Annotated in this window: 18 protein-coding genes; 11 read left to right on the plus strand and 7 right to left on the minus strand. The window is 56.5% G+C overall.

Annotated elements, in window-relative coordinates; genetic code table 11:
• Positions 1 to 28: 28 nt before the first annotated feature.
• On the plus strand, positions 29 to 4,876 hold the full coding sequence (locus ACNT1W_RS24370; protein ID WP_419246264.1) for a hemagglutinin repeat-containing protein: 4,848 nt from the start codon (positions 29 to 31) through the stop codon (positions 4,874 to 4,876).
• Positions 4,877 to 4,965: 89 nt separating this feature from the next.
• Here the strand turns inward: ACNT1W_RS24370 and ACNT1W_RS24375 are convergent, their stop codons facing one another.
• The 6 genes from ACNT1W_RS24375 to ACNT1W_RS24400 all read right to left on the minus strand — a co-directional run bounded on the left by ACNT1W_RS24375 (position 4,966) and on the right by ACNT1W_RS24400 (position 11,261).
• Positions 4,966 to 6,615, minus strand: a complete 1,650-nt coding sequence (locus ACNT1W_RS24375; RefSeq protein WP_012147177.1) for a Na/Pi cotransporter family protein — start codon at positions 6,613 to 6,615, stop codon at positions 4,966 to 4,968.
• A gap of 127 nt (positions 6,616 to 6,742) precedes the next feature.
• On the minus strand, positions 6,743 to 7,735 hold the full coding sequence (locus ACNT1W_RS24380; protein WP_012147178.1) for an ABC transporter ATP-binding protein: 993 nt from the start codon (positions 7,733 to 7,735) through the stop codon (positions 6,743 to 6,745).
• 3 nt (positions 7,736 to 7,738) lie between these two features.
• On the minus strand, positions 7,739 to 8,524 hold the full coding sequence (locus ACNT1W_RS24385; protein ID WP_012147179.1) for an ABC transporter permease: 786 nt from the start codon (positions 8,522 to 8,524) through the stop codon (positions 7,739 to 7,741).
• 17 nt (positions 8,525 to 8,541) lie between these two features.
• A complete protein-coding gene (locus ACNT1W_RS24390; RefSeq protein WP_012147180.1) occupies positions 8,542 to 9,381 on the minus strand; it encodes an ABC transporter permease in 840 nt (279 codons plus the stop codon).
• A 9-nt stretch (positions 9,382 to 9,390) separates the two neighbouring features.
• Positions 9,391 to 10,188 carry an alkaline phosphatase family protein gene (locus ACNT1W_RS24395; protein WP_261133040.1) on the minus strand — a complete coding sequence of 266 codons (798 nt, stop codon included), beginning with the start codon at positions 10,186 to 10,188 and terminating at the stop codon, positions 9,391 to 9,393.
• Between the two features lie 11 nt (positions 10,189 to 10,199).
• Entirely contained in the window at positions 10,200 to 11,261 is a 1,062-nt protein-coding gene (locus tag ACNT1W_RS24400; protein WP_017894228.1) for an ABC transporter substrate-binding protein, read from the minus strand.
• A 191-nt stretch (positions 11,262 to 11,452) separates the two neighbouring features.
• Here ACNT1W_RS24400 and ACNT1W_RS24405 point away from each other — a divergent pair, with 191 nt between their 5' ends.
• The gene (locus tag ACNT1W_RS24405; protein ID WP_375189601.1) at positions 11,453 to 12,163 is read left to right on the plus strand and encodes a UTRA domain-containing protein; all 711 of its coding nucleotides are present in this window, start codon (positions 11,453 to 11,455) and stop codon (positions 12,161 to 12,163) included.
• A gap of 37 nt (positions 12,164 to 12,200) precedes the next feature.
• Here ACNT1W_RS24405 and metH read toward each other — a convergent pair whose 3' ends face one another.
• Positions 12,201 to 15,896, minus strand: coding sequence for a methionine synthase (metH, locus tag ACNT1W_RS24410; protein ID WP_419246890.1), 3,696 nt, complete (start codon positions 15,894 to 15,896; stop codon positions 12,201 to 12,203).
• A 198-nt stretch (positions 15,897 to 16,094) separates the two neighbouring features.
• On the opposite strand from metH, the gene iclR reads away from it, so the two are divergent.
• From iclR to edd, 9 genes are all read left to right on the plus strand, one after another.
• Positions 16,095 to 16,925 carry a glyoxylate bypass operon transcriptional repressor IclR gene (gene iclR / locus ACNT1W_RS24415; RefSeq protein ID WP_012147185.1) on the plus strand — a complete coding sequence of 277 codons (831 nt, stop codon included), beginning with the start codon at positions 16,095 to 16,097 and terminating at the stop codon, positions 16,923 to 16,925.
• A 332-nt stretch (positions 16,926 to 17,257) separates the two neighbouring features.
• On the plus strand, positions 17,258 to 18,154 hold the full coding sequence (locus ACNT1W_RS24420; protein WP_261099248.1) for a hypothetical protein: 897 nt from the start codon (positions 17,258 to 17,260) through the stop codon (positions 18,152 to 18,154).
• Between the two features lie 350 nt (positions 18,155 to 18,504).
• Positions 18,505 to 19,398 carry a phosphotriesterase-related protein gene (locus ACNT1W_RS24425; RefSeq protein WP_261423100.1) on the plus strand — a complete coding sequence of 298 codons (894 nt, stop codon included), beginning with the start codon at positions 18,505 to 18,507 and terminating at the stop codon, positions 19,396 to 19,398.
• Between the two features lie 5 nt (positions 19,399 to 19,403).
• A complete protein-coding gene (locus tag ACNT1W_RS24430) occupies positions 19,404 to 19,757 on the plus strand; it encodes a DUF2620 domain-containing protein (RefSeq protein WP_112362605.1) in 354 nt (117 codons plus the stop codon).
• Positions 19,758 to 19,767: 10 nt separating this feature from the next.
• The gene (locus ACNT1W_RS24435) at positions 19,768 to 21,069 is read left to right on the plus strand and encodes a YhfT family protein (RefSeq protein WP_115183631.1); all 1,302 of its coding nucleotides are present in this window, start codon (positions 19,768 to 19,770) and stop codon (positions 21,067 to 21,069) included.
• 60 nt (positions 21,070 to 21,129) lie between these two features.
• Complete coding sequence (locus ACNT1W_RS24440; RefSeq protein ID WP_012147190.1) at positions 21,130 to 21,993, plus strand: acid phosphatase; 864 nt, start codon at positions 21,130 to 21,132, stop codon at positions 21,991 to 21,993.
• 277 nt (positions 21,994 to 22,270) lie between these two features.
• Positions 22,271 to 22,810, plus strand: a complete 540-nt coding sequence (gene gntK / locus ACNT1W_RS24445) for a gluconokinase (RefSeq protein WP_012147191.1) — start codon at positions 22,271 to 22,273, stop codon at positions 22,808 to 22,810.
• Positions 22,807 to 24,144 (plus strand): gluconate transporter, encoded by a 1,338-nt coding sequence (gntU, locus tag ACNT1W_RS24450; protein WP_259190297.1) that lies wholly within the window; start codon positions 22,807 to 22,809, stop codon positions 24,142 to 24,144. Before gntK ends, gntU begins: the two co-directional genes overlap by 4 nt.
• Positions 24,145 to 24,254: 110 nt before the next feature.
• Entirely contained in the window at positions 24,255 to 26,069 is a 1,815-nt protein-coding gene (edd, locus tag ACNT1W_RS24455) for a phosphogluconate dehydratase (RefSeq protein ID WP_012147193.1), read from the plus strand.
• The last annotated feature ends 45 nt before the right edge of the window (positions 26,070 to 26,114 follow it).

Raw genomic sequence — 26,114 nt, forward strand, 5'->3', positions numbered from 1 at the left:
TACCACAGCGATATATGGAGATACATGGATGAAAAATAATAACTTCAGGCTTTCGGCGGCGGGTAAGTTGGCCGCTTCACTGGCGATCATTCTCGCCTCGCTCGGCAGCGGTTACGCCGCTGAGATCGTGGCGGCCAACGGTGCTAACGGACCCGGTGTTACCACTGCCGGTAACGGTGCGCAGGTGGTGAATATCGTGACCCCGAATGACCACGGGCTGTCGCATAACCAATATCAGGATTTCAACGTCAACCAGCCAGGCGCGGTGCTGAATAACTCACTCAACGCCGGGCAGTCTCAGTTGGCCGGGCAGTTGGGTGCCAACCCGAACCTGAACAATCAGGCGGCCAGCGTGATCCTCAACGAAGTGATCAGCCGCAATCCATCACTGTTGCTCGGCCAGCAGGAAATCTTCGGCATGGCGGCCGACTACGTGCTGGCCAACCCGAACGGCATTAGCTGTAACGGCTGCGGTTTTATCAATACCAGCCGTTCATCACTGGTGGTGGGCAACCCGCTGGTGGAAAACGGCATGCTGCAGGGCTACAGCACGCTGGGTAATCGCAACACCCTGAGCCTGGATGGCAAACTCAACGCCGCTGGCGTGCTGGATTTGATCGCACCGAGAATCACCAGCTACGGCGAGGTGATCGTCAACCCGGTCTACGATCAGAAAAGCAACAAAAGTGTCTCAGATATCAATGCCATCAGCGGCAACAACCGCGTATCGCGCGATGCAAAGGTGCTCAGCAGCGAGCAACCTGAGATCACATACTGGGAGCAGTTCTTCGGCACAACGGACAGCTACTATCTTGGCAGCATGCAGGCAGGCCGCATCAATATCGTCCATACCCGAACCGGCAGCGGTGTGAGGCTGGCGGGCCAACTGCAGGGCAGCGAAGAGATCCGGGTGAAAGCCCACAACATCAGTACCCAAAGCAAGGTCAGTAACTACGACACCAGCCGCACCAGCGGTGATAACTACCAAAACTATCGCGGCGGTATTTACATCAGCGGCTACAACAACAGCCAACGACTGACCCGCACTGAGCTGAAAGGTAAAAACATCAGCCTGCTGGCCGATAACAGCAACCACCTGAGCGCCGTCGATATTCAGGGTGAAGAGATCCGCTTGCAAGGTGCCAGCCTGACGCTCGACGGTCAGAAACTGAAACAGGCTCAGGGCGACACCGACAACCAATGGTTCTACTCCTGGAAGTACAACGTCAGCCGTGATAATGAACAGCATCAGCAGATCGGCAGCACCATCAGCGCCACAAAGAATGCCACGCTGACCGCCACCAAACAGGATGTGAAGCTGCTTGGCACCACGATCACGGCGGGCGACACGTTGAAAATCGAGGCCAAGCGCGACGTGCAGCTCAGCGGGCTGGTCGAGAAGGATAAATCCAGCGAACGCGGTAATCAGCGCAACCATACCTCCAGCCTGCGCACCGGCAGTTGGTACAACAGCCAGGAGACCGAAAGCCTGAAGGCCAGCGATTTGTATAGCGGCGGCGATCTGACGCTCACGGCCGGCAACAATCTGCAGGCCCAGGGGGCCAAAGTCCATGCGGGGCGTAACCTGACGGTCGACGCCAAGGACCAGATCAATATCAACGTGCAAAAAACCGCCAATGCGAAGACCGTCCGCGACAATAAAACTTCATGGGGCGGGATTGGCGGCGGTAACAACAAGGACAACAGCAACCTTCGCGAGATCAGCAACGCCTCCGAACTGACAGCCGACGGCATTTTGCGGCTGAACGGGCAGCAGGGCGTCACCATTACCGGCAGCAAGGTGAAAGGCAAACAGGGGGGGTTTGTCGAAGCCAGTGAAGGTGGCCTGCGGATCGACAACGCGCTCAGTACCAACGTCGACAAGGTCAATGCCCGCACCGGCACTGCCTTTAACATCACCAGCAGTTCGCAAAAATCCAACAACAGTTACCAACAGTCCACCGCCAGTGAGCTGGTTTCCGACACCAACCTGCAGTTGGTCAGTAAAAAGGATACCGACGTGGTGGGCAGCAAGGTGACCAGCGTCGGCAAGCTGGACATCAATGCCGGTGGCAATATCAACGTCAGCGCCGCAGAGCAGCAGCAACGCATTGATGAGCAGAAAACCGCGCTGACTGTCAACAGTTATGCCAAAGAGCAAGGTGATAAGCAATACCGCGCCGGCCTACGAATTGAACATACCAGCGACAGCGAGAAAACCACCCGCAGCGAGCAACAGTCTTCGATGCTCAGTGGCGGCAGCGTAGCGTTGAAAGCGGATAAAGACGTGACTTTCACCGGTTCCAAACTGACGACCACTAAGGGTGATGCCAGCGTCAGCGGCGACAACGTCTCCTTCCTGGCGGCGGAAAACAAAACTACCAGCGACACCGAGAAAACCAAAATTGGCGGCGGTTTTTATTACACCGGTGGCATAGATAAAGTCGGTTCCGGTATCGAAGGCGGTTACGAGAACAGCAAAACACACTCGGAAAGCCGCAAGGCTGTGACTTCGGGCAGCGACATTGCCGGCAATCTGACCATTAACGCCAAGGACAAGCTGACCCAGCAAGGTGCCCAGCACCAGGTGGGCGGTAAATATCAGGAAAATGCCGACAGCGTCGCCCATCTGGCCGCTATCGACAGCGAAAGCAGCCACACCCGCAAAACCGACGTCGGCGTGGATATCGGTGCCAACATTGATTACAGCGCCGTCACCCGCCCGGTTGAGCGCGCGGTAGGGAAAGCCGCGAAGCTGGACGCCAACGGTGTAATTAACGAGATCGGCGGCATCGGCGCACCTAATGTCGGGCTGGATATCAGCGCCAATGGCGGCAGTAGCGAAAAGCGCAGCCGCAGCTCGCAGGCCGTGGTCAGCACCATTACCGCCGGGGATATTGAGGTATCAGCCAGCGGCAAACTGCAGGATAGCGGAACAAAATACCAGGCCACCCAGGGGAGCGTAACGCTGACGGCAGACAGCCACCAAAGTGAAGCGGCGCAAAACAGTCGGCAGGAAAGCAACAGCGAAACCCGCGGCGGTGCCAGCGTGCGCGTTTATACCACCACCGGCAGCGATCTGACCGTGGATGCCAAAGGTGAAGGCGGCAATAAGCGCAGCGAAAGCGGCGGCAGCCAGGCCGTTACCGGCAGCATCACCGCCGCCAATGGCATCGATATCAAGGTCAAGCAGGACGCGGTGTATCAGGGTACCTCGTTGGATGCCGGTAAGGGTAAGGCACAGGTGAAAGCGGAAGACGGCAATATCCGTTTCGAACAGGCCACCGATCGCAACCATGAAAGCCACAGCGGCTTCAATGTCAAAGTGTCGGCCAAAGGCGGTACCTCACCGGAAACCAAAAGCTTCGGCGCCGGGCTGGGCGGCGGTCACAGCAAAGGGGCGAGCGATGGCAGCAGCGCACAGGTCAGCCACCTCGGCGGGAAGCAGGGCGTAGAGCTTGAGGCCGGTCGTGGGCTGACGCTGCAAGGCAGCACGGTTACCAGCCAGGGTGACGTCTCGCTGAAGGCAGGCGAAAAGGTCGCAATACAGGCAGCCAAGTCGCACCAAACGCGTAAGGACGACACGCTGTCAGGCAATATCGATATTGGTGGTATCAGCACCGACAACGACAAAAAAAGCGCGGGCGTCATTTCCCTCGGCGGCGCATTTGACATTGCCAAGGTCGATGAGTCCTCCACGACTCAACAGGGCGGCAAAATCACCAGCGGCGGCGCAGTGAACATTACCGCCAAAGGCAATGGCGACCAGGCGTTGCACCTGCAGGGAACCGAGGTCAAAGGCAGCAGCGTCGCCTTGAATGCCGAACACGGCGGTGTGGTGTTAGAGTCGGCGCAAAATCAGGAGCAGAAAAACAACTGGAACCTGGGGCTGAAGGCCAACGTCAAAGGCGGCCAATCCTTCAACAAGGATGCCAACGGCAAGGTTGACACCACCAGCGGCAGCGACACCCATACTCTGGGTGCCGGAGTGAAGGTCGGCGTCGATAAGCTGCAGAAAACGACCCAGGGCAACAGCCTGATTAGCGCCGACGAAGTGACGCTCAACAGTGGCAAGGATACTACCCTGGCCGGCGCGCGAATCGATGCCGATCGCGTACAGGGCAACGTCGGTGGCGATCTGCACGTCAAGAGCCGTAAAGACAGCGAAAGCAGCGTCAAGGTCAACGTGGACCTCGGCCTGAGCCACACCAACGACCCGGCCAGTAGCATCACCTCCAAACTGTCGAAAGTGGGCACGCCGCACTATGCCGGCAAGGTGAAGGAGAAGCTGGAGGGCGGCATCAACAAGGTCGCTGACGCCACTACCGACAAGTACAACAGCGTGGCCCGTCGTCTCGATCCAAAACAGGACACCACCGGCGCGGTCAGTTTCAGCAAGGCCGATAGCAAGGTCACCCTGCCGGAAACGCTGGTCGGCGAAAAAGAGAAGGCCCCGCTGTGGGATCGCGGCGCTCGCTTCCTCGGCAACAAGTCCAAAGAGAGCCTGACGGGCCCCGCAGGGCTACAGGGCCAGTTCAAGGTCAACGCCGACGTGGTCAATAACGATGCGGTTGGCGTGCAGTCCGCCATCAGCGGGAAAAATGACGTGACGTTGAATGTGCAGGGCAACACCCACCTGACCGGCGGCGAGATCCGCAGCCAACAAGGCGAGGTGACGCTGGGTAACGGCAAGCTGGAGCAACAGGACGTGGCGGGCAATCGCTATCAGGGTGGCGGCCACCTCGATGCGGCCGCCTCGGCCGGCGCACTGCTGGGCATCGCCGGAAAAAGCGTGGTGAACCTGGAGACCCCGGTCGGTGGTTATATCAACAACCAGGCCGCCGATGCCAAGGCAGGAGTCTTTTCGGGTAAATAACTGGCGGTAAATGGTCCCCTCTCCTTCGGGAGAGGGAGACGCCTATTTAAGCAATGCCTTTGGCAGCAGGTTTCAGCCGGGGGCATTTTTTATAGCGTGCTCGGGGTGTCCTCCCACTCACGCTCGTCATCCTTCTCATCCTGATCCAGCACGTTATACGCCACCGCTGCAAACAGGGAATTCAGACGTTTCATGTCACCCAACAACCCCAGATGCAGCGAACTGGTTTCGATGCTTTGCACGTTCTGTTGGTGCAGGCGATCGACGTGCGCATGCGCGTAGCGGCGATCCAGAATACGGAAGCGGTGCTTGGAGCGTCGCAGCCGCTTGGCGCTGGTGAGGTCACCGGACAGGAACACCGACAGACTTAACCGCAGGTTGCCAATCAGTCGCTCATACAGCGTGTCCAGCTCCGCCAACCCTTCAGCTGAAAACGCCCGCCGCGCCGCAAGTGACTTCGACGCAATATCGCCGGTCATGCGTTCGATAATATCCCCGGCCTGCTCCAGGTTGAGCGCCATTTCGATGATTTCTGCCCAACGTCGCGAATCCTCTTCGCCCAGTTCCTCTTTCTGGATCTGCGCCAGATACAGCTTGATGGCGGTGTACAGCACATCAACGTCATCGTCCAACCGACGCACCTCTTTATCCTGCCCTATCTTGCCGTGCAGCACTTCGCGGTGCAGGATCATCATATGTTCTACCACATCCCCCATGCGCAGGGTCTCACGCGCCGCATTGGCCAACGCCAGCGTCGGCGTATCCAACGCGCTGGCATCCAGATGCCGTGGTCGCAACCGGGGATCGTCAGCCGCTACGTCGGCGATCAGCGTTTCGCACAGCCGCGCCATCGGCCCGGCCAGCGGGATCAGTATCAGGCAGCGGATCAGGTTGTAGAACACGTGGAAATAAATCACCAACTCTTCGTTGCCACCGGGCAGCCGAGCCATCGCATCAGCCAGATAAGAGACAAAGGGCAGCACCAGCACACAACCGATCAGCTTGAACAGCAGGCTGCCTAACGCCACCCGACGGCCGGCGGCATTCTGGCCACTGGTGTTAATCACCGCCAGCAGACCACTGCCAAGATTGGCACCGATCACCAGGCACAGCGCCACTTTCAGCGAGATCACGCCGGAGGCGGTCAGGGTTGCCGTCAGCAGCACCGCCGCCAGACTGGAATAGCTGACAATGGCGAACAACGCGCCAGTCAGGGCATCCAGCATCACATCACCGGTCAGTGACGAGAACAGCACCTTCACCCCTGCCCCTTGGGTGATTGGCGTTGCGGCAGCCACGATCAGCTCCAGCGCCAGAACAATCAGCCCCAGGCCAATACACACTCGGCCCATTTGGCCCACGCGAGTTTGCTTGCGGCTGAGAAACAGGAACACGCCGACCAGGATCAGCAGTGGGGACAACCAGGAGAGATCAAAGGTCAGGATGCGCGCCATCAGCGCGGTACCAACGTCGGCACCGAGCATGATCACCAGTGCAGGCGTCAGCCCCACCAGCCCTTGTGCGACGAAAGAGGTCACCAGCAGCGCAGTAGCGTTGCTGCTTTGCACCAGCGCGGTCACGCCGATACCTGAGACGAACGCCAGCGGCTTTTTCTGCACGCTGTCACTCAATACTCGACGCAAATTAGCGCCATAGACCCGCATAATCCCGGTGCGCACGATGTGGGTACCCCACACCAACAGCGCCACCGCAGAGAGCAGATGAAGAAGGGTCAACACGAAAAATACGCTCCCTAAACGCCAGCAAGGCAACCGTTCTGCCGGGCGTTAAAAGAGCAGAACAGCGGCAACGGGTTGCAGACTGCCGCTGAAGGGAAGGGAAATTCCGTTTGTCAGCGGGAAAATGTCATGCAACTTCCCGTAATGTAACAGTTTCTAAGTGTAGTCCAATTTCACTGCCGTCGGGCCGCAAATCCTCGACCGAACGGTTGAGCACGTCGACCAGCAACTCTACGCCGCGGGCCTTAACCCGATAGCGCACCACGTTGCCCAGCAGGCTGTGGTTAAGGATAGTGGCGGCGATACCCTGCCCGGCAGGCAGTAAGGTCATGGACTCCGGGCGAACAGCCACCTTACCGCGATAAGTGTTGCCGGTCAAAACCGACGCCTGTTCGGCGCTCAGCAGATTGTAGTTGCCGATAAACCCGGCGGCGAAAACGTCGGCCGGTTGGGTGTATAAGGTTTCCGCATCGCCACTTTGTACAATTTGCCCCTTGTTCATCAGCACGATGCGATCCGACAGCGTCAGCGCCTCTTCCTGATCGTGGGTGACAAAGATCGCCGTCAGGTTCAGCTCACGCTGGATCCGACGGATCTGTTCGCGCAGATGTTTGCGGATACGGGCATCCAGCGCCGAGAGCGGTTCATCGAGCAGTAACAAACGTGGACGCGTCACCAGGGATCGCGCCAGCGCCACCCGTTGGCACTGGCCGCCGGAAAGCTGATGCGGATAGCGCTTCGCCAGTTCGGTCAGTTCCACCAGTGCCAGCACCTCCTGCACCCGCTGCTGGATCTGCCCGGTCGCCAGCTTTTGCATTTTCAGGCCGAATGCCACGTTGCCTTCAACCGTCATGTTCGGGAACAGCGCATAGCTCTGAAACACCATGCCGATACCGCGTTTTTGCGGCGGCACCGGCACCAGATCCTGCCCCTGCAGCAGGATCTGCCCGCTGTCGACCGAAGTCAGGCCCGCCAGACAGCGCAGCAGCGTAGACTTGCCGCAGCCGCTCGGCCCGAGCAGAGTGACAAACTCACCTTCTTCGGCAGTGAAATCGATATCCTGAAATACCTGGGTCTGGCCGTAGTGTTTGTTAAGGCGGGTGACGTTGAGATAAGCCATGGGTTAGCCCTTATTTTTATTCAGCAAATTCGCCAACCAGGTGACAATAAGCACCACGGCGAAATAAGAAATGACCAGTGCGCTGGTGAAATGGCCACTGCCGTTACGCATGTTAAACAGGTAAACCTGCAGCGTTTCATACTGGCTACCCACCAGCAGGTTGGCGAAGACAAACTCGCCAATCAGGAAAGAAAACGACAACAGCACGGCAATCATCCCGCCCTTGCGCAGGTTCGGCAGCACCACCAACAGTGCCGCTTTCCAGGTGCTGGCCCCGAGCAGATGCGCGGCATCCATCAGATCACGCAGGTTAATCGCCTGCATGTTGTTGCTGATAGCGCGGTAAATAAACGGCAGCGCGATAGAGAAGTAGCAGCCAATCAGGATCCACGGCGTGCCCAGCAGCGGCAGCGGATCGGCGGCGAACAGTTGCATCAGCCCGACCGCCGACACCACTGGCGGCACGGCGAATGGCAGCAGGATCAGCACGTTCATTACCGCATCCAGCTTGGGGAAATAGTAAGCAATCACAAACATCATCGGCAAAATCACCACCACTGCCAGCACCAAAGTGCCAAAGCAGATCAGCAGCGAGTGCCATAGCGCCAGCAGGAAACGCGGATCGCTCCATAACGTCACCAGCCATTTCAGGGTAAAACCGTCCGGCAGTATGGTCGCGCCCCATTGGGTGGCCAGCGCATAAATCAGCGTCGCCGCCAGCGGTAACAGCAGGATCAGCAGCAGCAAGCCGCTCACCACGCGGTGATAGCCGGTTTCAAAACGCGACATGGCCGCCCTCCGCAATATTATGAGCGTGCATTGAGGTAACTCCTGCGCAGCAGCCACTGATGGATCAGAGTGATAAACGCCATCATCGCCACCAGCAGCATCGCCAGCGCGCTGGCCAGGTTAGGATCGAGAGAGATGTCCCCCGCCACCAGCGCCGAGATCCGGATGGGGATAACGTTAAAATTGCCGGTGGTCAGCGCATACACAGTGGCATAAGCACCCAATGCGTTGGCCAACAGGATGACAAAGGTGCCCATCAGCGCCGGTGCCAGCACCGGCAAGCCGATATGCCGCCAATAGCGCCACGGACTGGCTCCGAGCAAAGATGCCGATTCGCGCCAGTCTTCACGCAGCGCATCAAACGCCGGGTACAGCAGCAGCACGCCGAGCGGGATCTGGAAGTAGGTGTAGAGCACAATCAGCCCGGTTTTGGAATAAAGGTTAAAACTCTCCATCAGGCCGTATTTGCGCAGCAGTAGCGTCAGGCAGCCATTCAGCCCCAGCAGGATGACGAAGGCAAACGCCAGCGGCACCCCGGCGAAGTTGCTGGTCATGTTGGTAAACGACATCACAAAATCATGGAACCGCGTCTGACCCAGCTGGCGCAGTGAGTAACTGCCCACCAGGGCGATTAACAGCCCATAGACGCTCGACCAGAGAGAAATCTCCAGCGAGAACTGAAACGCCTGCAGATAGAACGGCGAGGTCAACACATCAACATAGTTGCCCAGCCCCCAGCCGCTGGTTTGGCTGAAAAAACTGCTGACCGCAATCCACACCAGCGGCGCGATTTGGAACGCACCAAACAGCAGGATAAACGGCAACAGGCACAAGGCGGCAATCCACTTGGCTTTCATCAATCACCCTTATGCCAACAGCGCACGGCAGCGTGGCTTGTCGTGCGCCACCTGCAGCACCTCGCACAACGTACCGCACAGGTCGGTTTGCTGCGGGTCGGCATCGTTTTGGCTAAATGCGCTGCCGAAGACAAACAGCGGCACCTGACGCTCTTCCGGCAACACGCCGCCGTGGCTGCGATCGTCATTCATGCCATGATCGGCGGTAACCATCACCTGATAACCGTCTGCCAACCAATCGGCCAAATAGCGCGACAGCACGCCGTCAGCATTGCGCGCCGAATTGCGGTATTGCGGCGAAGACAGGCCGAAGCGGTGCCCGGCATCATCAATGTTCATCGGGTGGATCAGCAAGAAATCGGGCTGATGACGGCGGCGCAGGCTTTCGGCATCGTCAAACAGATGGGAGTCCGGGTAGCGGTCGTCGTAATAAAAATGGCCGTGCTGGATCGGCAACTCGGCATCGTCGGTATGGCGATCGCGCGCGGCATCAAACGGGGTGCGGTTATACAGCTCACTGAACCAATGGTAGGCCGCCGCAGCGGTGGTTAGCCCTGCGGCACGCGCATAGTGAAACACGCTTTGCTGCTGTGAGAGGCGTGATACCTGATTATGCACCACGCCACTCTCCACCGGCGGCACGCCAGTGAGGATGCACTCATACAGCGGGCGGGAGAGCGAGGGAAGCTCGCTCTCCAATTGATATAACCGTCCGCGCCCTGCCGCACATTCGGCCTGCAGATAGCCCATGGCGTCATGCGCCACCTGATAGTTCAGCCCGTCCAGCAGTACGAGGATCGTTTTCATAATGGCTTAACTCACTGCTGCATAAACATAATGACGTTTTCCTGCCACTGGCGCGGCAGCGTTTTGGCGCTTTGCTCCCAGGCCGCCGGATCGGCGATTGGGTGAGCATTTTTATATTGTTCGGCCGGCAGCAGCTTGGCTTTGACATCGTCCGGCAGCGTCAGATGTTCGGCACGGATGGGACGCGCGTAGCCACGCGCCAGGTTGATCTGGCCGGCGTCGGAGAAGATGTATTCACGCGCCAGCTTGGCGGCGTTCGGGTGCTTGGCGTATTTGTTGATGATGGTGGTGTAGCCTGAGGTGATTGAGCCGTCGGACGGGATCAGCACTTCAAAGCGGGTTTTGTCGATCTGGTCACGGTAGTTAAGGCCGTTAAAGTCCCAAACTACGCCGACCTGGACTTCGCCTTTTTCCAGTGAGGCGATCACCGGGTTGCTCAGGCTCAAACGGCCGGCTTTCGCCAGCTTGCCGAAGAATTCCAGGCCCGGCTTCAGGTTCTTCTCATTGCCGCCCATGGCGTAAGTGGCCGCCAATACGCCGCTGGCCGCCTGCGAGGCGGTACCCACGTCACCGATAGTGACCTGATAGGTTCCTTTCAGCAGATCCGCCCAGCTATGCGGGATCTCTTTCACCTGTTTCTTGTTGATGATGAAAGCAATGGTGCCGGTATAGGCCAGCGCCCAATGACCGTCTTTGTCTTTCGCCCAGTCAGGCACCTGATCCCAGGTGGATGGCTTGTACGGCTGGGTCACCCCTTTTTGTACCGCGATCGGGCCGAATGCCGCGCCCACATCACCGATATCCGCCGTAGCGTTGCTCTTTTCGGCATCGAACTTGGCGATTTCCTGCGCCGAGCTCATGTCGGTATCGGCATGTTTCAGGCCGTACTTGCTGAGCAGATCCTGCCAGGTGTCTTTCCAGTTGGCCCAGCTGTCCGGCATACCGACGCTGTTGACTTCCCCTTCCTTCTTGGCAGCCTGTGCCAGCGCCGCCAGATCGGAATCGGCAGCCCAGCTGGTTTGGCTGGACAGGATAATGGCACTGGTTAACACAGAAGCGCACAAACGTTTCATAACTGATGCTCCGGGTGGTAGTGTGGAAGTGGCTGGACTAGTCCAGCAAGAACCAAGCCAATCTAACGGACGAATGTGATAATTATATGTCAGTCTAAAAAAGCAGCATTTTTATCGCATTCGGGCGTCACCGAAGCCGGCGTTGGTCTACCTTTAGCGGGGCAAAGCGCACTCAATTGGGGCAACTGTGCATGAGTGAAGGAACAACAACCGTGGCGACTATTTGCCAGATTCTGGCCAGCCGTATCGCCGACGGGGAGTTCAACGCCGACGGCAAACTGCCTTCCGAGCGAGCCCTGAGCGAACAGTTTTCCACCACCCGCATTACGCTGCAGGAAGCGCTCGGCCAGTTGGAGGCGCAGGGTGTGATTTACCGTCAGGTCAGGCGTGGCTGGTTTATTTCGCCGCCCCGGCTGGTGTACAACCCGTTGCAGCGCAGCCATTTCCACGCCATGGCGCAGCAGCAGGGACGCGATGCCCATACCGAAGTGATCGACGCCGCCACTCTGCCGCTGTACGGCAGCCTGTGCCAACGCTTGGATCTGTCCCCCGGTAGCGAGATCTACCGCATTCGTCGGCTGCGCTATATCGACGGTCGTGCGGTGTTGTACTGCGAGCACTACCTCAATCCCGCCTATTTTGCCGGTATCCTGGAAGAAGATTTAACCCAGTCGCTGACCGGGCTGTACGCCGAACGCTATGGCATTCGTTATGGCCGGGTGCGTTTCGATATGCTGCCCACCCTGCTGCCACAGGAAGCGGCCACCATGCTGAAAGTAACCTACGGCAGCCCGGCGCTGTTTATTACCCGGGTTAACCGCGATCAGCACGATCGGGTGATTGATTGTGATTTGGAATATTGGCGTTACGACGCGCTGCACATTGACGTGGAGGCGCAATGACAGGGGCGCGGCAAGCCGCGCCCCTAAAGAAGGATAATCAGTCGGCGTCGTAGCCGAGGTTGGGTGCCAGCCAGCGTTCAACCTCGCTGACGCTCATGCCTTTACGCGCCGCATAGTCTTCCACCTGATCGCGCTGGAGCTGGGCTACCGCAAAATACTTGCTTTGCGGGTGGCTAAAGTACCAGCCGGACACCGCCGCCCCCGGCCACATGGCGAAGGATTCGGTCAACACCATACCGGTGTGGCGGTTAACGTCCAGCAGGCGCCAGATTTCCGCTTTCTCGGTGTGTTCCGGGCAGGCCGGATAGCCCGGAGCCGGACGGATGCCCTGATAATTTTCGCGGATCAGCTCTTCGTTGCTCAGGTTCTCTTCCGCCGCGAAACCCCAGTGCAGCTTGCGCACCTGCTCGTGCAGGTACTCGGCGAAAGCCTCCGCCAGACGATCCGACAGCGCCTTCACCATGATTTTATTGTAATCATCGTGCTGCGCATCATAGGCCGCCGCCAGTTCATCCTCTTCCAGACCGCCGGTCACCGCGAAAGCACCGAAGTAGTCGGCCTTGCCGCTGCTTTTCGGCGCGACAAAGTCCGCCAGACAGTAGTTCGGGAAGTCGGTTTTTTCCGTCTGTTGACGCAGGTGGCGGCTGACCACCAGCACCTCATCACGGTTTTCGTCACGGTACACCTCCACATCGTCGCCGACGCGGTTGGCCGGGAACAGGCCATAGACGCCGCGCGGGTTGAGGCTGCCGTTGGCGGCAAGCATGTCCAGCATCTGGTTGGCGTCGGCGAACAGCCGTTTGGCCTCTTCACCCACCACTTCATCTTCCAGAATGCGCGGGTATTTACCCGCCAGCGACCAGGTCATAAAGAACGGCGTCCAGTCGATGTAATGGCGCAGCGTTTCTATACCGGCTTCAACCGGGTAAACGCCCAACTGTTTCGGCACCGGCGGCTGATAACTTTCCCAATCCAGCACCATGGCGTTATCGCGCGCTTTTTGCAGGCTGACTGGCGGAGTGCGTGGTTTTTTACGCGCGTGCTGGATGCGCACGGTTTCATATTCTTTACGGGTTCGCGCCACGAAATCGTCGCGTTGGGTGGCGGAAAGCAGTGCCGACACCACACCCACGGTGCGTGAGGCATTTTGCACGTAGGTGGTTGAGCCACTGTAATTTTGCTCAATCTTCACCGCGGTATGGGCCTTGGACGTCGTGGCACCGCCGATCAGCAACGGCAGGGTAAAGCCCTGACGCTCCATCTCTTTAGCCACGTTGACCATCTCGTCCAGCGACGGGGTAATCAGCCCCGACAGGCCGATGATATCGACGTTCTGCTCACGCGCGGTTTTCAGGATTTTCTCCGTCGGCACCATCACGCCCAAATCGACAATTTCGTAGTTGTTGCACTGCAACACCACGCCGACGATATTTTTGCCGATGTCGTGTACATCGCCCTTCACCGTCGCCAGCAGGATTTTACCCGCCGTCGTCCCTTTCTCTTTGCTGGCCTCGATGTACGGCTCCAGATAGGCCACCGCCTGCTTCATCACACGGGCGGATTTCACCACCTGAGGCAGGAACATCTTGCCTTCGCCGAACAGGTCACCGACCACGTTCATCCCCGCCATCAGCGGCCCTTCGATCACTTCGATCGGACGATCCGCACGCTGGCGCGCTTCTTCGGTATCCAGTTCGATAAACTCGGTAATCCCTTTGACCAGTGAATATTCCAGCCGTTTTTCGACCGGCCAGCCGCGCCATTCAGCCTGCTGCACCGCCACTTCGTTGTCTTTGCTGCCGCGGTATTTTTCCGCCAGCTCCAGCAGCCGCTCGGTACCGTCGTCGCGGCGGTTGAGGATCACGTCCTCCACCGCATCGCGCAACTCGGCGCTCAGATCGTCGTAGATCGCCAACTGCCCGGCGTTAACGATGCCCATATCCATGCCGTTGCGGATCGCGTGATACAGGAATACCGCGTGGATCGCCTCACGCACCGGATCGTTACCGCGGAATGAAAACGACACGTTGGACACCCCACCGGAGATCATCGCATGCGGCAGGTGGGTTTTGATGTCGGCACAGGCTTCGATAAAGTCGACGGCATAGTTGTTATGCTCATCGATACCGGTGGCGACGGCAAAAATATTCGGGTCAAAAATGATGTCTTCCGGCGGGAAGCCGACGCGCTCGGTCAGGATTTTATAAGCGCGGCGACAAATCTCGAACTTGCGCTCGCGGGTATCCGCCTGGCCTGCCTCGTCAAATGCCATCACCACGACCGCAGCACCGTAGCGGCGCACCAGTTTGGCGTGGTGAATAAAGGCTTCTTCGCCCTCTTTCATCGAGATAGAGTTAACAATGCCTTTGCCCTGAATACACTTCAGGCCTTTCTCGATCACCGACCATTTGGAGGAATCGATCATGATCGGCACGCGGGCAATATCCGGTTCACCGGCAATCAGGTTGAGGAAACGCACCATCGCCGCTTCGGCGTCGAGCATCCCCTCATCCATGTTGATGTCGATAATCTGTGCGCCGCTTTCCACCTGCTGGCGGGCAACGGCTAACGCTTCACTGTATTTCTCTTCTTTGATCAGCCGCTTAAAGCGGGCGGAACCGGTGACGTTGGTACGCTCGCCCACGTTGACGAACAGCGTCTTGGCGTCAATGTTCAACGGCTCAAGGCCGGCCAGACGGCAGGCGACCGGGATCGCCGGCAGTTGGCGCGGGGGTACGCCCGCCACGGCCTTGACCATCGCGGCAATGTGTTCCGGCGTGGTGCCGCAGCAGCCACCGATAATATTCAGGAAGCCGGCATTCGCCCACTCACCGACCTGTTTCGCCATTTCTTGCGCGTCCAGATCGTATTCGCCGAAGGCGTTGGGTAACCCGGCGTTGGGGTGAGCGGTGACGTAGCTTTCCGAGATACGCGACAGCTCAGAAACGTATTGGCGCAGTTCGTCCGGGCCCAGCGCACAGTTCAGGCCAAAGCTCAGCGGCTTGACGTGGCGCATTGAGTTATAGAAGGCTTCGGTGGTCTGGCCCGACAGGGTACGGCCGGAGGCGTCGGTGATGGTACCGGAAATCATGATCGGCAACGCAACGCCCAGGGCTTCAAATTCGGTTTCCACCGCGAAGGCGGCGGCTTTGGCGTTCAGAGTATCGAAGATGGTTTCGATCATGATCAGATCGACACCGCCTTCCACCAGCGCACGCGTCGATTCGCGGTAGGCTTCCACCAGCTCATCGAAAGAAACATTACGGAACGCCGGATCGTTGACGTTCGGTGAAATAGAGGCGGTACGGTTGGTCGGCCCCAGCACCCCGGCCACGTAACGCGGCTGCTCTGGCGTGCGTGCGGTCCATTCATCGGCACAGGCTCGTGCCAGGCAGGCGGCCTGATAGTTAATTTCGGCGGACAGCGACTCCATATGGTAGTCGGCCATGGCGATGGACGTGGAGTTGAAGGTATTGGTTTCGAGAATGTCGGCCCCCGCTTCCAGGTAGCCGTAGTGAATGGCGGTAATCACTTCCGGTTTGGTTAGCACCAGCAGGTCATTATTGCCTTTCAGATCGCTCTGCCAGTCGGCAAAACGCTCGCCACGAAAGTCACTCTCTTCCAGACGATAGCTCTGGATCATGGTGCCCATGCCGCCGTCCAACACTAAAATTCGCTGCGCTAACTGCCGGCGCAGTTGTTCTACTCGATTTGTCACTGTAACCCCTTCAATTACCGATCCAGCCCATCGCTCAACTGCTGCAAAAACCAACGAGCCATCCTAGCACAGGTTGTGCCGGCAAAGGGGTGAGCGCTAATTGAGAGTTTTTCAGGTTGCCGGGCAACAGATCCGATGAGCTGATTGACGGCTTGCAATTCACACGTAAAAAACGAAAATGAATTCCATCATACGGAAAAAGGAACGTGAATTATGGTCACCCCTGCTCCTGCCAAACGTGGCAAAAAGCCCCGTGCTGCATCCCCGACCGCCAGTGCGGCGACCGGCCAGGTACAGTCGCTGACCCGTGGTCTGAAATTATTGGAATACATTGCCGAAGCTCAGGGCAATGTCGCGCTAACCGATCTGGCCCAACAGGCCGGTTTGCCGAACTCCACCACCCACCGCCTGCTTACCACCATGCAACAGCAAGGTTTCGTGCGGCAGGTGGGCGATCTTGGCCTGTGGACCATCGGCTCACACGCCTTTGTGGTCGGCAGCAGCTTTTTGCAGAGCCGTAATCTGTTGGCGATGGTGCACCCAACGCTGCGTCGCCTGATGGAGGAGTCCGGCGAGACGGTTAATCTGGCGGTGCTGGATACCAGCGAGTATCAGGCCATTATTATCGATCAGGTACAGTGCACCGCGTTGATGCGCATGTCGGCACCGATCGGCGGTAAACTGCCGATGCACGCTTCCGGCGCGGGGAAAGCCTTTCTTTCCACCCTGCCGGATGAGCAGGTCACCAAACTGCTGCATAAAAAGGGCATGCAAACCTATACCCAACATACTCTGACACCGCACAACCTGAAGGAAGGGCTGGCGCAGATTCGCAAGCAGGGCTTTTCCTTTGACGACGAAGAACATGCACTAGGTCTGCGCTGCGTAGCAGCCTGCATCTTCGACGAGCACCGTGAAGCCTTCGCCGCCATCTCCATCTCCGGCCCGGTGTCTCGCATCACCGACAACCGCGTAACTGAGCTGGGCGCGTTGGTGATCCACGCGGCGAAAGAGATCAGCCTGGAATATGGCGGCGTGCGTTAAAATACCCGTGATACTGCTGGCCTGATTCAAATTTATAAAATCCGGGCCAGCGGCATGAAAATACAATCAGGGAAATATCGCACCACTGCTGGCACGGCAGGTTGACAAAAAACACCCGCCCCACTATCGGCATAATCCCGCATCAGGAAACGAAGTACCGATTGTATAATCAAGTTTTGTATATAATTTATGCCAGCATAGCTTTACAGCCATTTATTAATATAATCCCTTACATCAATATAAATACCCATTAAGAGGTATAAGCTAACCGCGTGATTTTTTCTTCCAAAATTATCTCCCCTCTTGTGGGAATATCGCTAAGGAATATAAAAATGAAACGCGCAAAAAAAAGCAGTCATGGCGACTATACAGATTTTCTTACCGCAATCAGAACCTTTGAATGCTCTATCGATCCTCTTGATGCAGACTATTACGACCAGCATTACGATGATCAACAGGCAGTTACCTACCAACAGGTTGAATCTCCCGGGCGTGTTGTCCGCAGCAAGAGTGGCGCGCCATTGGTCAGCACTACCTCGATAAAAGATTATTTTATAAAACTGGGCGTTGATAAATTCTATATCCGGGGTTCTGGTGATCCCGCAATGTTTCGGACAATGCAATATGCCGTTATGAATTATCTGGGCTTTGTGGGTTACCAGTTCAGCGAACACGACCTCTGGGATCTCGGCTATTATACCCATTATGATAGCAATGGTTTGCCGATGTATTATTCGGATGTAGACGTTAGCAATTGGGCCAATGGCGTACGTGATAAAATAATGGAATTTCCCGAAGGGAAGATCCACGTTACCGATGTTAATACCTGGCGAGGAACATTTACCGGTAAACATGGTATTAACTCTTTCGAGGATGTCATCAATCCAGACAAGCAGGAATTTATCGCCCTCGACCATTTTGACAATAAATACCAAAACATAGTCTTACAGTTAGCCGAACACGGGGAAAAACTGAGTAATTATCTGGGAAAAACGGTTCGCTGGAGCGAGTGCCAGCCGGTGTTAACGCCTCCGGATGGCCGCCCTAATGACGTGGAGATCACTTTATCAGGCTTACTGGCAGGGGCACATCTGCGCGGGGCAGAAGGCGTCGTCGCCCTCCTGATAAATCACGAAAATCATGCGGATGAAAACGGAACGGCTATCTTGCAATATGTTTATGATTTCGGTGGCTACAGCACACCTTATGCAGGATCAGCGGCCGATTAAAATTTAGCGGCGCCGACTGTGGCGCCTCACTATATTTGTGATCCTGTTCAAGTAATAGTCATCTGCCCGTTGTTGTCCCAAATAGGCTCACTTACCATTGCATTGATATATTCAAAAAAATGAGGATATAGAGTGAACAACCAAAGTCTGGACAGAGTTATCAAGCGGCCGACAAACCCGGTTTAACAACGGCACTACCCAGTTTGTCGTTCATAAATCTTCAAATAAATGAAAATTAAGAGTGCCTGTCTGAGGCAACAGCAACGATGCAGACATTGCGGTGACACCTTTGGCGCCTCTGAACCACAAAGTGGTCATTGGTGTTATTCACAACTCAACAAGGGACAACAATGGATCTTTCAACGCAATTCGATAGCCGTGGTTATACCTATGCGCACGAGCATCTGCATATCGACCTGTCGCCATTCAAGCAGGATTTGGATTGCAGGCTGGATTGTTACGCTTTGCTCGTCGATGAAATGAGGACGCTGGTCAGTAAAGGCGTTCTCAACCTGGTTGAGGTCACCAATCGCTATATGGGACGCAACCCGCAATTTATGCTGGATCTGATGCAAGAAAGCGGCATTAACATCCTGGCGTCAACCGGGTACTACCAACAGGAGTTCTACCCGCCACATGTCGCGCAACGTAGCGCGCAGCAATTGGCGCAGGAAATGATCGACGAAATAGAACAGGGCATTGACGGCACAGAGTTACGTGCAAGCGTCATCGCAGAAATAGGCAGCAGTGAAGGCACCATTACCCCGACGGAAGAAAAAGTGTTTCACGCCGCCGCATTGGCACATTTGGCGACCGGTAAACCTATTTCGACCCACACCAGTTTTAGCACCATGGGGCTGGAGCAGCTACGGCTATTAACCGGCTACGGGGTGGCCGCAGAGCATATTGTTATCGGTCATTGCGATCTTCGCGATCAGTGGGAAACGTTGCTACGCATTCTGGATACCGGTGCGTTAATTCAATTCGATACCATCGGGAAAAATAATTATTACCCAGACGAAAAACGTGTGGCTACCTTACTGGCACTCGCTCAACGGGGTTTATCAGGTCAGGTCATGCTCTCCATGGATATCACCCGGCGCTCACACCTGGCGGCCAACGAAGGCCCAGGGTTCAGCTACCTCATTGATACGTTCATTCCCATGTTATTACAGGCGGGGATCCACCAGCGGGATATTGACCTTATGCTGCGCGATAACCCCAATACATTCTTCAAAGGATAATAATAATGAAAAAAATCGGCATTGCAGGCTTACAACGTGAGCAAATAAAACAGGTTATTGAATCCACCGCACCCGGTAAATTTGAGTGCTTTATCCAAAACGATATGGAGGCGGCAGGTAAAGTCAAAAGCGGCGAACTGGATTATTTTATTGGTGCCTGTAACACCGGGGCGGGTGCAGCGCTATCTATTGCTATCGCCATTATCGGTTACAACCGCTGCTGCACCATTGCCAAACCAGGAATACAGGCAAAAGAAGAACAAATAGTTAAATGGATTGATGAAGGGAAAGTGGCTTTTGGCCTTTCGGTGGAACATGTCGAACATGCCGTCCCGATGTTGATTGGTCACTTGGGTTAAGGAGCCTCCCATGGAGCAATATTTGCATATTGTTATCGTTGCCTTGCTCACAGGCATGACCTCGCTGCTTTCTCATCGGTCGGTTGCCGTATTTCACGATGGTATTCGTCCCATTCTGCCGCAATTGGTTGAAGGGAATATGAACCGCCGTGAGGCCGGCAGCATTGCCTTTGGTTTAAGCATCGGTTTCGTGGCTTCCGTCGGGATTTCATTTACCTTATCAACCGGTCTGTTGAACAGTTGGTTACTGTTTCTGCCTACCGACATCATCGGCGTATTGGCATTTAACAGTTACCTGGCGTTCACTTTGGGCATGGTCTGGGGCGTATTGGTATTAACCAGTCTGGTACCGATCAACACCCTGCTTACCGCCCTGCCGGTGGATATTCTCGGTTCGCTGGGCGAGCTTTCCAGCCCGGTGATTTCGGCTTTCGCCCTGTTCCCACTGGTCGCTATTTTTTATCAATTCGGCTGGCGTCACAGCCTGTTGGCCGCGGTCGTGGTGCTGATGGCCCGCGTGATTGTGGTACGTTTTTACCCTTCTCTTTTCCCTGAATCCATCGAGATCTTCGTCGGTATGGTCATGCTGTTGGGGATTGCCATCTTTCGTGATATTTCTCAGCGCAAGCATCATGAGAACAACCACGGCGCCTCAGTTTTTGAAGAAAGAACCTCAAGAATTATCAAAAATCTGCCGCTGCTTGCCATTACCGGCGCACTGATATCGACGGTGGCCAGCCTGAAGCTGTTTGGCGGATCCGAGGTATCTATCTACACCCTGGCAAAAGCCTGGGCCCCTGGGGTTTCACCCGAGGAGTCGGCGGCGCTGGTGAATCAGGCGGCGCTGGCTGAATTTATGCGCGGGTTAGGTTTTATTCCGCTCATCGCCACTACCGCACTAGCCACCGGCGTCTACGCCGTTGCCGGTTTTACCTTTGTTTTTACCGTGGGTTATCTGGCCCCCTCACCCTGGTTGGCGGCCATTTTCGGCGCGTTAACCATCACGCTGGAAGTCCTGTTATTACGCTCTATCGGCCGCTGGTTGAGCAACTATCCTTCGGTTCGTAACGCATCCGACAGCATCCGCAACGCCATGAACATGCTGATGGAGTTCGCCCTGATGATTGGTGCCATTTTTGCCTCCATCAAGATGGCGGGTTATACCGGATTCAGCATTACCGCCGCACTTTATTTCCTTAACGAAGCGCTGGGACGCCCAATATTGAAGATTGCCGCACCGGTAGTGGCGACAATAATATGCGGCATCCTGTTAAATATTTTGTATTTCTTAGGGTTATTCGTTGTCAGTTAATCTCAGGACTTGAGTCATAGAAATTACCGGAAAACATAACACCAACACGAGGGAAATATAATGAAAACAAGGAAGAATATAAATAGATTTACCGCATTGGTATTACTATTCGGCTCGGTGGCATGTTTATCACCCGCCCAGGCAAAAGATGATACTGCGCCAAATAATGATCCCACTGAAACCTGGCGTACCGATTACAGTGATATCGGCTATCCTGACGTGGGCTTCTCGCCTTATATCAAGGGTTGGATCAACGGCTATCTGACTCCGGCGGATTACCCGGACGGAGCAAAAATCCTGCCGCCGCCACCTAAGGAAAACTCCGCCGCCGCACAAAGCGACATTGAGACATTCCATGAATTACGCAAGCTGCGCGATACGCCACGCGGCCAGTTGGCGATCAAGGATGCCAAACTCTCCTTTAACTATATTGGCAGCGCATTCTCACCGGCGTTAGGTATCACTATTTCACGTAAAAATACGCCTCGGTTGCACCTGCTGCTCGCCCGTGTCTTTACCGATGCAGGTTATGCCTCCAATGACACCAAGAAAGCCTTTAGCCGCATTCGTCCCTATTCGGCATTGCGCATTGACAGCTGTACCCCAAAAGAACATAGCGCATTAAGTAACGATGGTGGTTCTTACCCTTCTGGCCATGCCGTTACCGGGATGATGTGGGCAATGACGTTAACGGCAATGGAACCGCAGTTATCCACCCCGTTAATGAAAAAGGGCTATGAATTTGGCCGTAGCCGTCTGATTTGCGGTGTGCATTGGGAAAGTGACGTTGACGCAGGCCGCTTCCTGGCCGCCGGCGCTTTTGCCCGCCTGCAGGCCAGCCCGGAATACCAAAAACAATTCCGTGAGGCCAAGCAGGAGGTTGATCGTCTGCTGGAACAAAAGAAGGCAACGACCAATAATTAAAGCCACATAATAGGTTTGCACAATGGTGCCACTGTTGTGCAAACCATCGCCTTTCCGTCCACCACGCTTATTGCGCCCCTGCTGTTGTCAGCATGTAAAACGCTGTACCGATCCTGTTTCCCTCCCCCAATAAAAACTTGAAGCCGATCACAGATAACGATCCTGGCAGCTAAAGCCCATTGCAACCGACGAAACTTCCTTCGACAATGTTACCGATAACATGTTACCGGTAACAAATAGAATAAGGTAACGTCTCTCATCGTTTTGGAGCTAAGCCATGACCAATAATCAAAACCGCATTTACGTCATTATGGGCGTTTCCGGCAGTGGCAAGTCCGCTGTGGCCGCCGCAGCGGCCCGCCAACTTTCTGCCGGGTTCCTCGACGGTGATTTTCTGCACCCGCGCAGTAATATCCTGAAAATGGCCGCCGGCGAACCGCTGAATGATGACGATCGTGCCCCTTGGCTGGCCGCACTCAATGACGCCGCCTTCGCCATGCAGCGAACCAACAATGTTTCGGTTATTGTCTGTTCAGCGCTGAAGAAACACTACCGCGATCGCCTGCGTGCCGGTAATGGCAACCTGTCGTTCATCTACCTGCACGGTGACTTCCCGGTGATTGAAGCCCGTCTGGCGGCCCGCAACGGCCACTTCTTCAAACCACAGATGCTGGTAACACAGTTTGCCGCGCTGGAACAACCGGGCGCAGATGAGAGCGACGTGATGTCGGTGGACATCAACCAGCCGCTGGAAGCGGTGATCGCCGATACGGTGAAACATATCCAAAGTTTCCTGCCACAGGATGTGTGCGCGTGAATACTGTAACGCTGGTCGGTACCGCAGTCGGCTCGGTTCTCTTACTGCTGTTTCTGGTGATGAAGGCGCGTATGCACGCCTTTGTCGCATTAATGCTGGTGTCTATCGCTGCCGGGATCTTCTCCGGCATGCCGCTGGATCGCATTGCCGATACCATGCAAAAAGGCATGGGCGACACCTTGGGCTTCCTGGCCATCGTGGTGGCGCTGGGGGCGATGTTTGGCAAAATACTGCATGAAGTCGGTGCGCTGGACCAAATTGCGGCGCATTTGCTGAAACGTTTCGGCCAAAGCAAGGCCCATTACGCACTCGGCATTGCCGGTTTGATCTGTGCCTTGCCGCTGTTCTTTGACGTGGCCGTGGTGCTGCTGATCGGCATCGTGTTTGCCGTGGCGCGCCGCACCGACGGCAACATCGTTAAGCTGGCCATCCCGCTGTTTGCCGGTGTCGCCGCCGCCGCGTCGTTCTTGCTACCGGGGCCGGTACCGATGCTGCTGGCTTCACAAATGAAGGCCGACTTCGGCTGGATGATTGCCATCGGTCTGGTCGCCGCGGTCCTCGGCATGCTGATTGCCGGCCCTTTGTACGGCAGCTTTATCAGCCGCTACGTTAACTGGCCAATGCCGGCGGATGAAAACGAACCGACGCTGAATACCGCCAAACTGCCGTCATTTGGCCTTAGCCTGGCGCTGGTACTCTGCCCACTGGTGCTGGTCGGCATGAAAACCATTGGCGCCCGCCTGGTCACGCCTGGCTCGCAGTTACAACAATGGCTGGAGTTTATCGGCCACCCGTTTATCGCCATTTTAGTCGCCTGTTTGATCGTGATTTATGGTCTGGCGAAACCGCGCGGCATGACCAACGAACAAACGCTGGCCATTTGCTCTGCGGCAGTCCAGCCCGCCGGGATCATTTTGCTGATGACCGGGGCCGGTGGCGTCTTCAAACAGATTTTGGTGGATTCCGGCGTCGGCCCAGCCCTGGGGGACGCCATGATCGGTACCGGTCTGCCGATCGCCGTCGCGGCCTTTGTGCTGTCCGCCATGGTACGAGTGATTCAGGGATCTGCCACCGTGGCCTGTCTGACCACCGTCGGCCTGGTGTTACCGGTGACCAGCCAACTGGGGCTTGGCGGCGGACAACTGGCCGCGCTGGCTATCTGTATTGCCGGTGGGTCTATCGTACTCAGTCACGTCAACGACGCCGGTTTCTGGCTGTTCGGCAAATTTACCGGTGCCAATGAGCTGCAAACGCTGAAAACCTGGACGGTGATGGAAACCATTCTGGGTAGCGTGGGCGGGATTATCGGCATGATTGCTTTCACCCTGTTTTAAAACACCATAACGACATAACAGCGCCCCCGGCCTTGCACATCAGGGCTGCAATTCACCACCGGGGGGCACCGCCACAGGCGGCGTCTATACCAATAGCATGTGAGGAAGGTATGATTAATCCAACCCTATCCCGTGTCACACAACGCATCATCGACCGTTCCAAATCGAGCCGTACCGCCTATCTGGCACGCATTGAAGCAGCACGTTCACAAACCGTACATCGGGCCCAATTGGCCTGCGGTAATCTGGCCCATGGATTCGCCGCCTGCCAGCCGGATGACAAAACTGCGCTGAAAAATATGGTGCGCAGCGATATCGCCATCATTACCGCTTATAACGACATGTTGTCCGCCCACCAGCCCTACGAAAACTACCCGCAAAAGCTTAAACAGGCACTGCACGCAGTAGGGGCCGTCGGTCAGGTGGCCGGTGGCGTCCCAGCGATGTGCGACGGTGTGACTCAAGGACAGGACGGCATGGAACTGTCACTGATGAGTCGTGACGTGATCGCCATGTCCTCCGCCATCGGCCTGTCGCACAATATGTTCGACGGCGCGTTGTTCCTCGGCATCTGTGACAAAATCGTACCGGGACTGGTGATGTCCGCCCTGTCCTTCGGCCATTTGCCGTCGCTGTTTGTCCCCGCCGGCCCGATGAGCAGCGGCTTGCCGAACAAAGAGAAAGTCCGGGTGCGCCAACTGTATGCCGAAGGCAAGGCCGACCGTCTGGCACTGCTGGAGGCCGAGGCCGCCTCCTACCATGGCATCGGTACCTGCACTTTCTACGGCACCGCCAACACCAACCAAATGGTGATGGAAGTGATGGGGCTGCACCTACCGGGCGCTTCCTTCGTCCACCCGGACACACCGCTGCGCGATGCGCTGACCGATGCCGCCGCACGCCAGGTCACTCGCCTGACCGAAACCGCCGGCAACTATCTGCCGATCGGCCGACTGGTGGATGAGAAGGTGGTGGTGAACGGTATCGTTGCGCTGTTGGCTACCGGTGGCTCCACCAATCTGACCATGCACATGGTGGCAATGGCTCGCGCCGCCGGCATCATTATCAACTGGGATGATTTCTCCGAACTGTCGGACGCGGTGCCATTGTTATGTCGTATCTACCCGAACGGCCCGGCGGACATCAACCAATTCCAGGCCTCGGGCGGCGTCGCCCTGGTGGTACGCGAACTGTTGAAACACGGCCTGCTGCACGAAGACGTGCATACCGTGGCCGGTTTTGGCCTGACGCGCTACACCCAGGAACCCTGGCTGGATAATGGCCAACTGGCCTGGCGCGAGGGTGTGGAGAGTTCGCTCGACGCCCAGGTTATCGCCAGCGTGGCCGAACCTTTCGAGCACCACGGCGGTACCAAGGTGCTGGCCGGTAACCTCGGCCGAGCGGTGATGAAAACCTCGGCAGTCCCCGCTGAAAACCAGATTATCGAAGCACCGGCGGTGGTCTTTGAAAGCCAGCATGACATCGTACCGGCGTTTGAAGCCGGCAAACTGGATCGCGATTGTGTGGTGGTGGTGCGCTTCCAGGGGCCTCAGGCCAATGGCATGCCAGAACTGCACAAACTGATGCCACCGTTGGGCGTATTGATGGACCGTGGCTTTAAAGTGGCACTGGTGACCGATGGCCGCCTGTCCGGCGCTTCCGGCAAGGTTCCATCCGCCATTCACGTGACCCCGGAAGCCTACACCGGTGGCATGCTGGCCAAGGTGCAAAACGGCGACCTGATCCGCGTAAATGGCCGCACTGGCGAGTTGGCACTGTTGGTCGATGCCGACCTGCTGGCCCAGCGCGCACCTTATCAACCCGACCTGAGCGCAGAACACATCGGCTGTGGCCGTGAACTGTTCGGCGCCTTGCGCAGCCAGCTTTCCGGTGCCGAACAGGGCGCCTGCTGCATTAAATTTTAACCGATAGCATGGCCGTACAGCCCGACGGCGGCGGCCATAACTGGA

Origin of the sequence: Serratia sp. NFX21 (assembly GCF_048517035.1) — a bacterium.
GTDB classification, from domain to species: Bacteria; Pseudomonadota; Gammaproteobacteria; order Enterobacterales; family Enterobacteriaceae; genus Serratia; species Serratia quinivorans.

Excerpts from the sequence above, each read along its gene's own strand:
- ACNT1W_RS24370 (WP_419246264.1), top strand. The coding sequence starts at position 29 with ATGAAAAATAATAACTTCAGGCTTTCGGCGGCGGGTAAGTTGGCCGCT.
- ACNT1W_RS24380 (WP_012147178.1), bottom strand. The coding sequence starts at position 7,735 with ATGGCTTATCTCAACGTCACCCGCCTTAACAAACACTACGGCCAGACC.
- ACNT1W_RS24385 (WP_012147179.1), bottom strand. The coding sequence starts at position 8,524 with ATGTCGCGTTTTGAAACCGGCTATCACCGCGTGGTGAGCGGCTTGCTG.
- ACNT1W_RS24390 (WP_012147180.1), bottom strand. The coding sequence starts at position 9,381 with ATGAAAGCCAAGTGGATTGCCGCCTTGTGCCTGTTGCCGTTTATCCTG.
- ACNT1W_RS24395 (WP_261133040.1), bottom strand. The coding sequence starts at position 10,188 with ATGAAAACGATCCTCGTACTGCTGGACGGGCTGAACTATCAGGTGGCG.
- ACNT1W_RS24400 (WP_017894228.1), bottom strand. The coding sequence starts at position 11,261 with ATGAAACGTTTGTGCGCTTCTGTGTTAACCAGTGCCATTATCCTGTCC.
- ACNT1W_RS24405 (WP_375189601.1), top strand. The coding sequence starts at position 11,453 with ATGAGTGAAGGAACAACAACCGTGGCGACTATTTGCCAGATTCTGGCC.
- iclR (WP_012147185.1), top strand. The coding sequence starts at position 16,095 with ATGGTCACCCCTGCTCCTGCCAAACGTGGCAAAAAGCCCCGTGCTGCA.
- ACNT1W_RS24420 (WP_261099248.1), top strand. The coding sequence starts at position 17,258 with ATGAAACGCGCAAAAAAAAGCAGTCATGGCGACTATACAGATTTTCTT.
- ACNT1W_RS24425 (WP_261423100.1), top strand. The coding sequence starts at position 18,505 with ATGGATCTTTCAACGCAATTCGATAGCCGTGGTTATACCTATGCGCAC.
- ACNT1W_RS24430 (WP_112362605.1), top strand. The coding sequence starts at position 19,404 with ATGAAAAAAATCGGCATTGCAGGCTTACAACGTGAGCAAATAAAACAG.
- ACNT1W_RS24435 (WP_115183631.1), top strand. The coding sequence starts at position 19,768 with ATGGAGCAATATTTGCATATTGTTATCGTTGCCTTGCTCACAGGCATG.
- ACNT1W_RS24440 (WP_012147190.1), top strand. The coding sequence starts at position 21,130 with ATGAAAACAAGGAAGAATATAAATAGATTTACCGCATTGGTATTACTA.
- gntK (WP_012147191.1), top strand. The coding sequence starts at position 22,271 with ATGACCAATAATCAAAACCGCATTTACGTCATTATGGGCGTTTCCGGC.
- edd (WP_012147193.1), top strand. The coding sequence starts at position 24,255 with ATGATTAATCCAACCCTATCCCGTGTCACACAACGCATCATCGACCGT.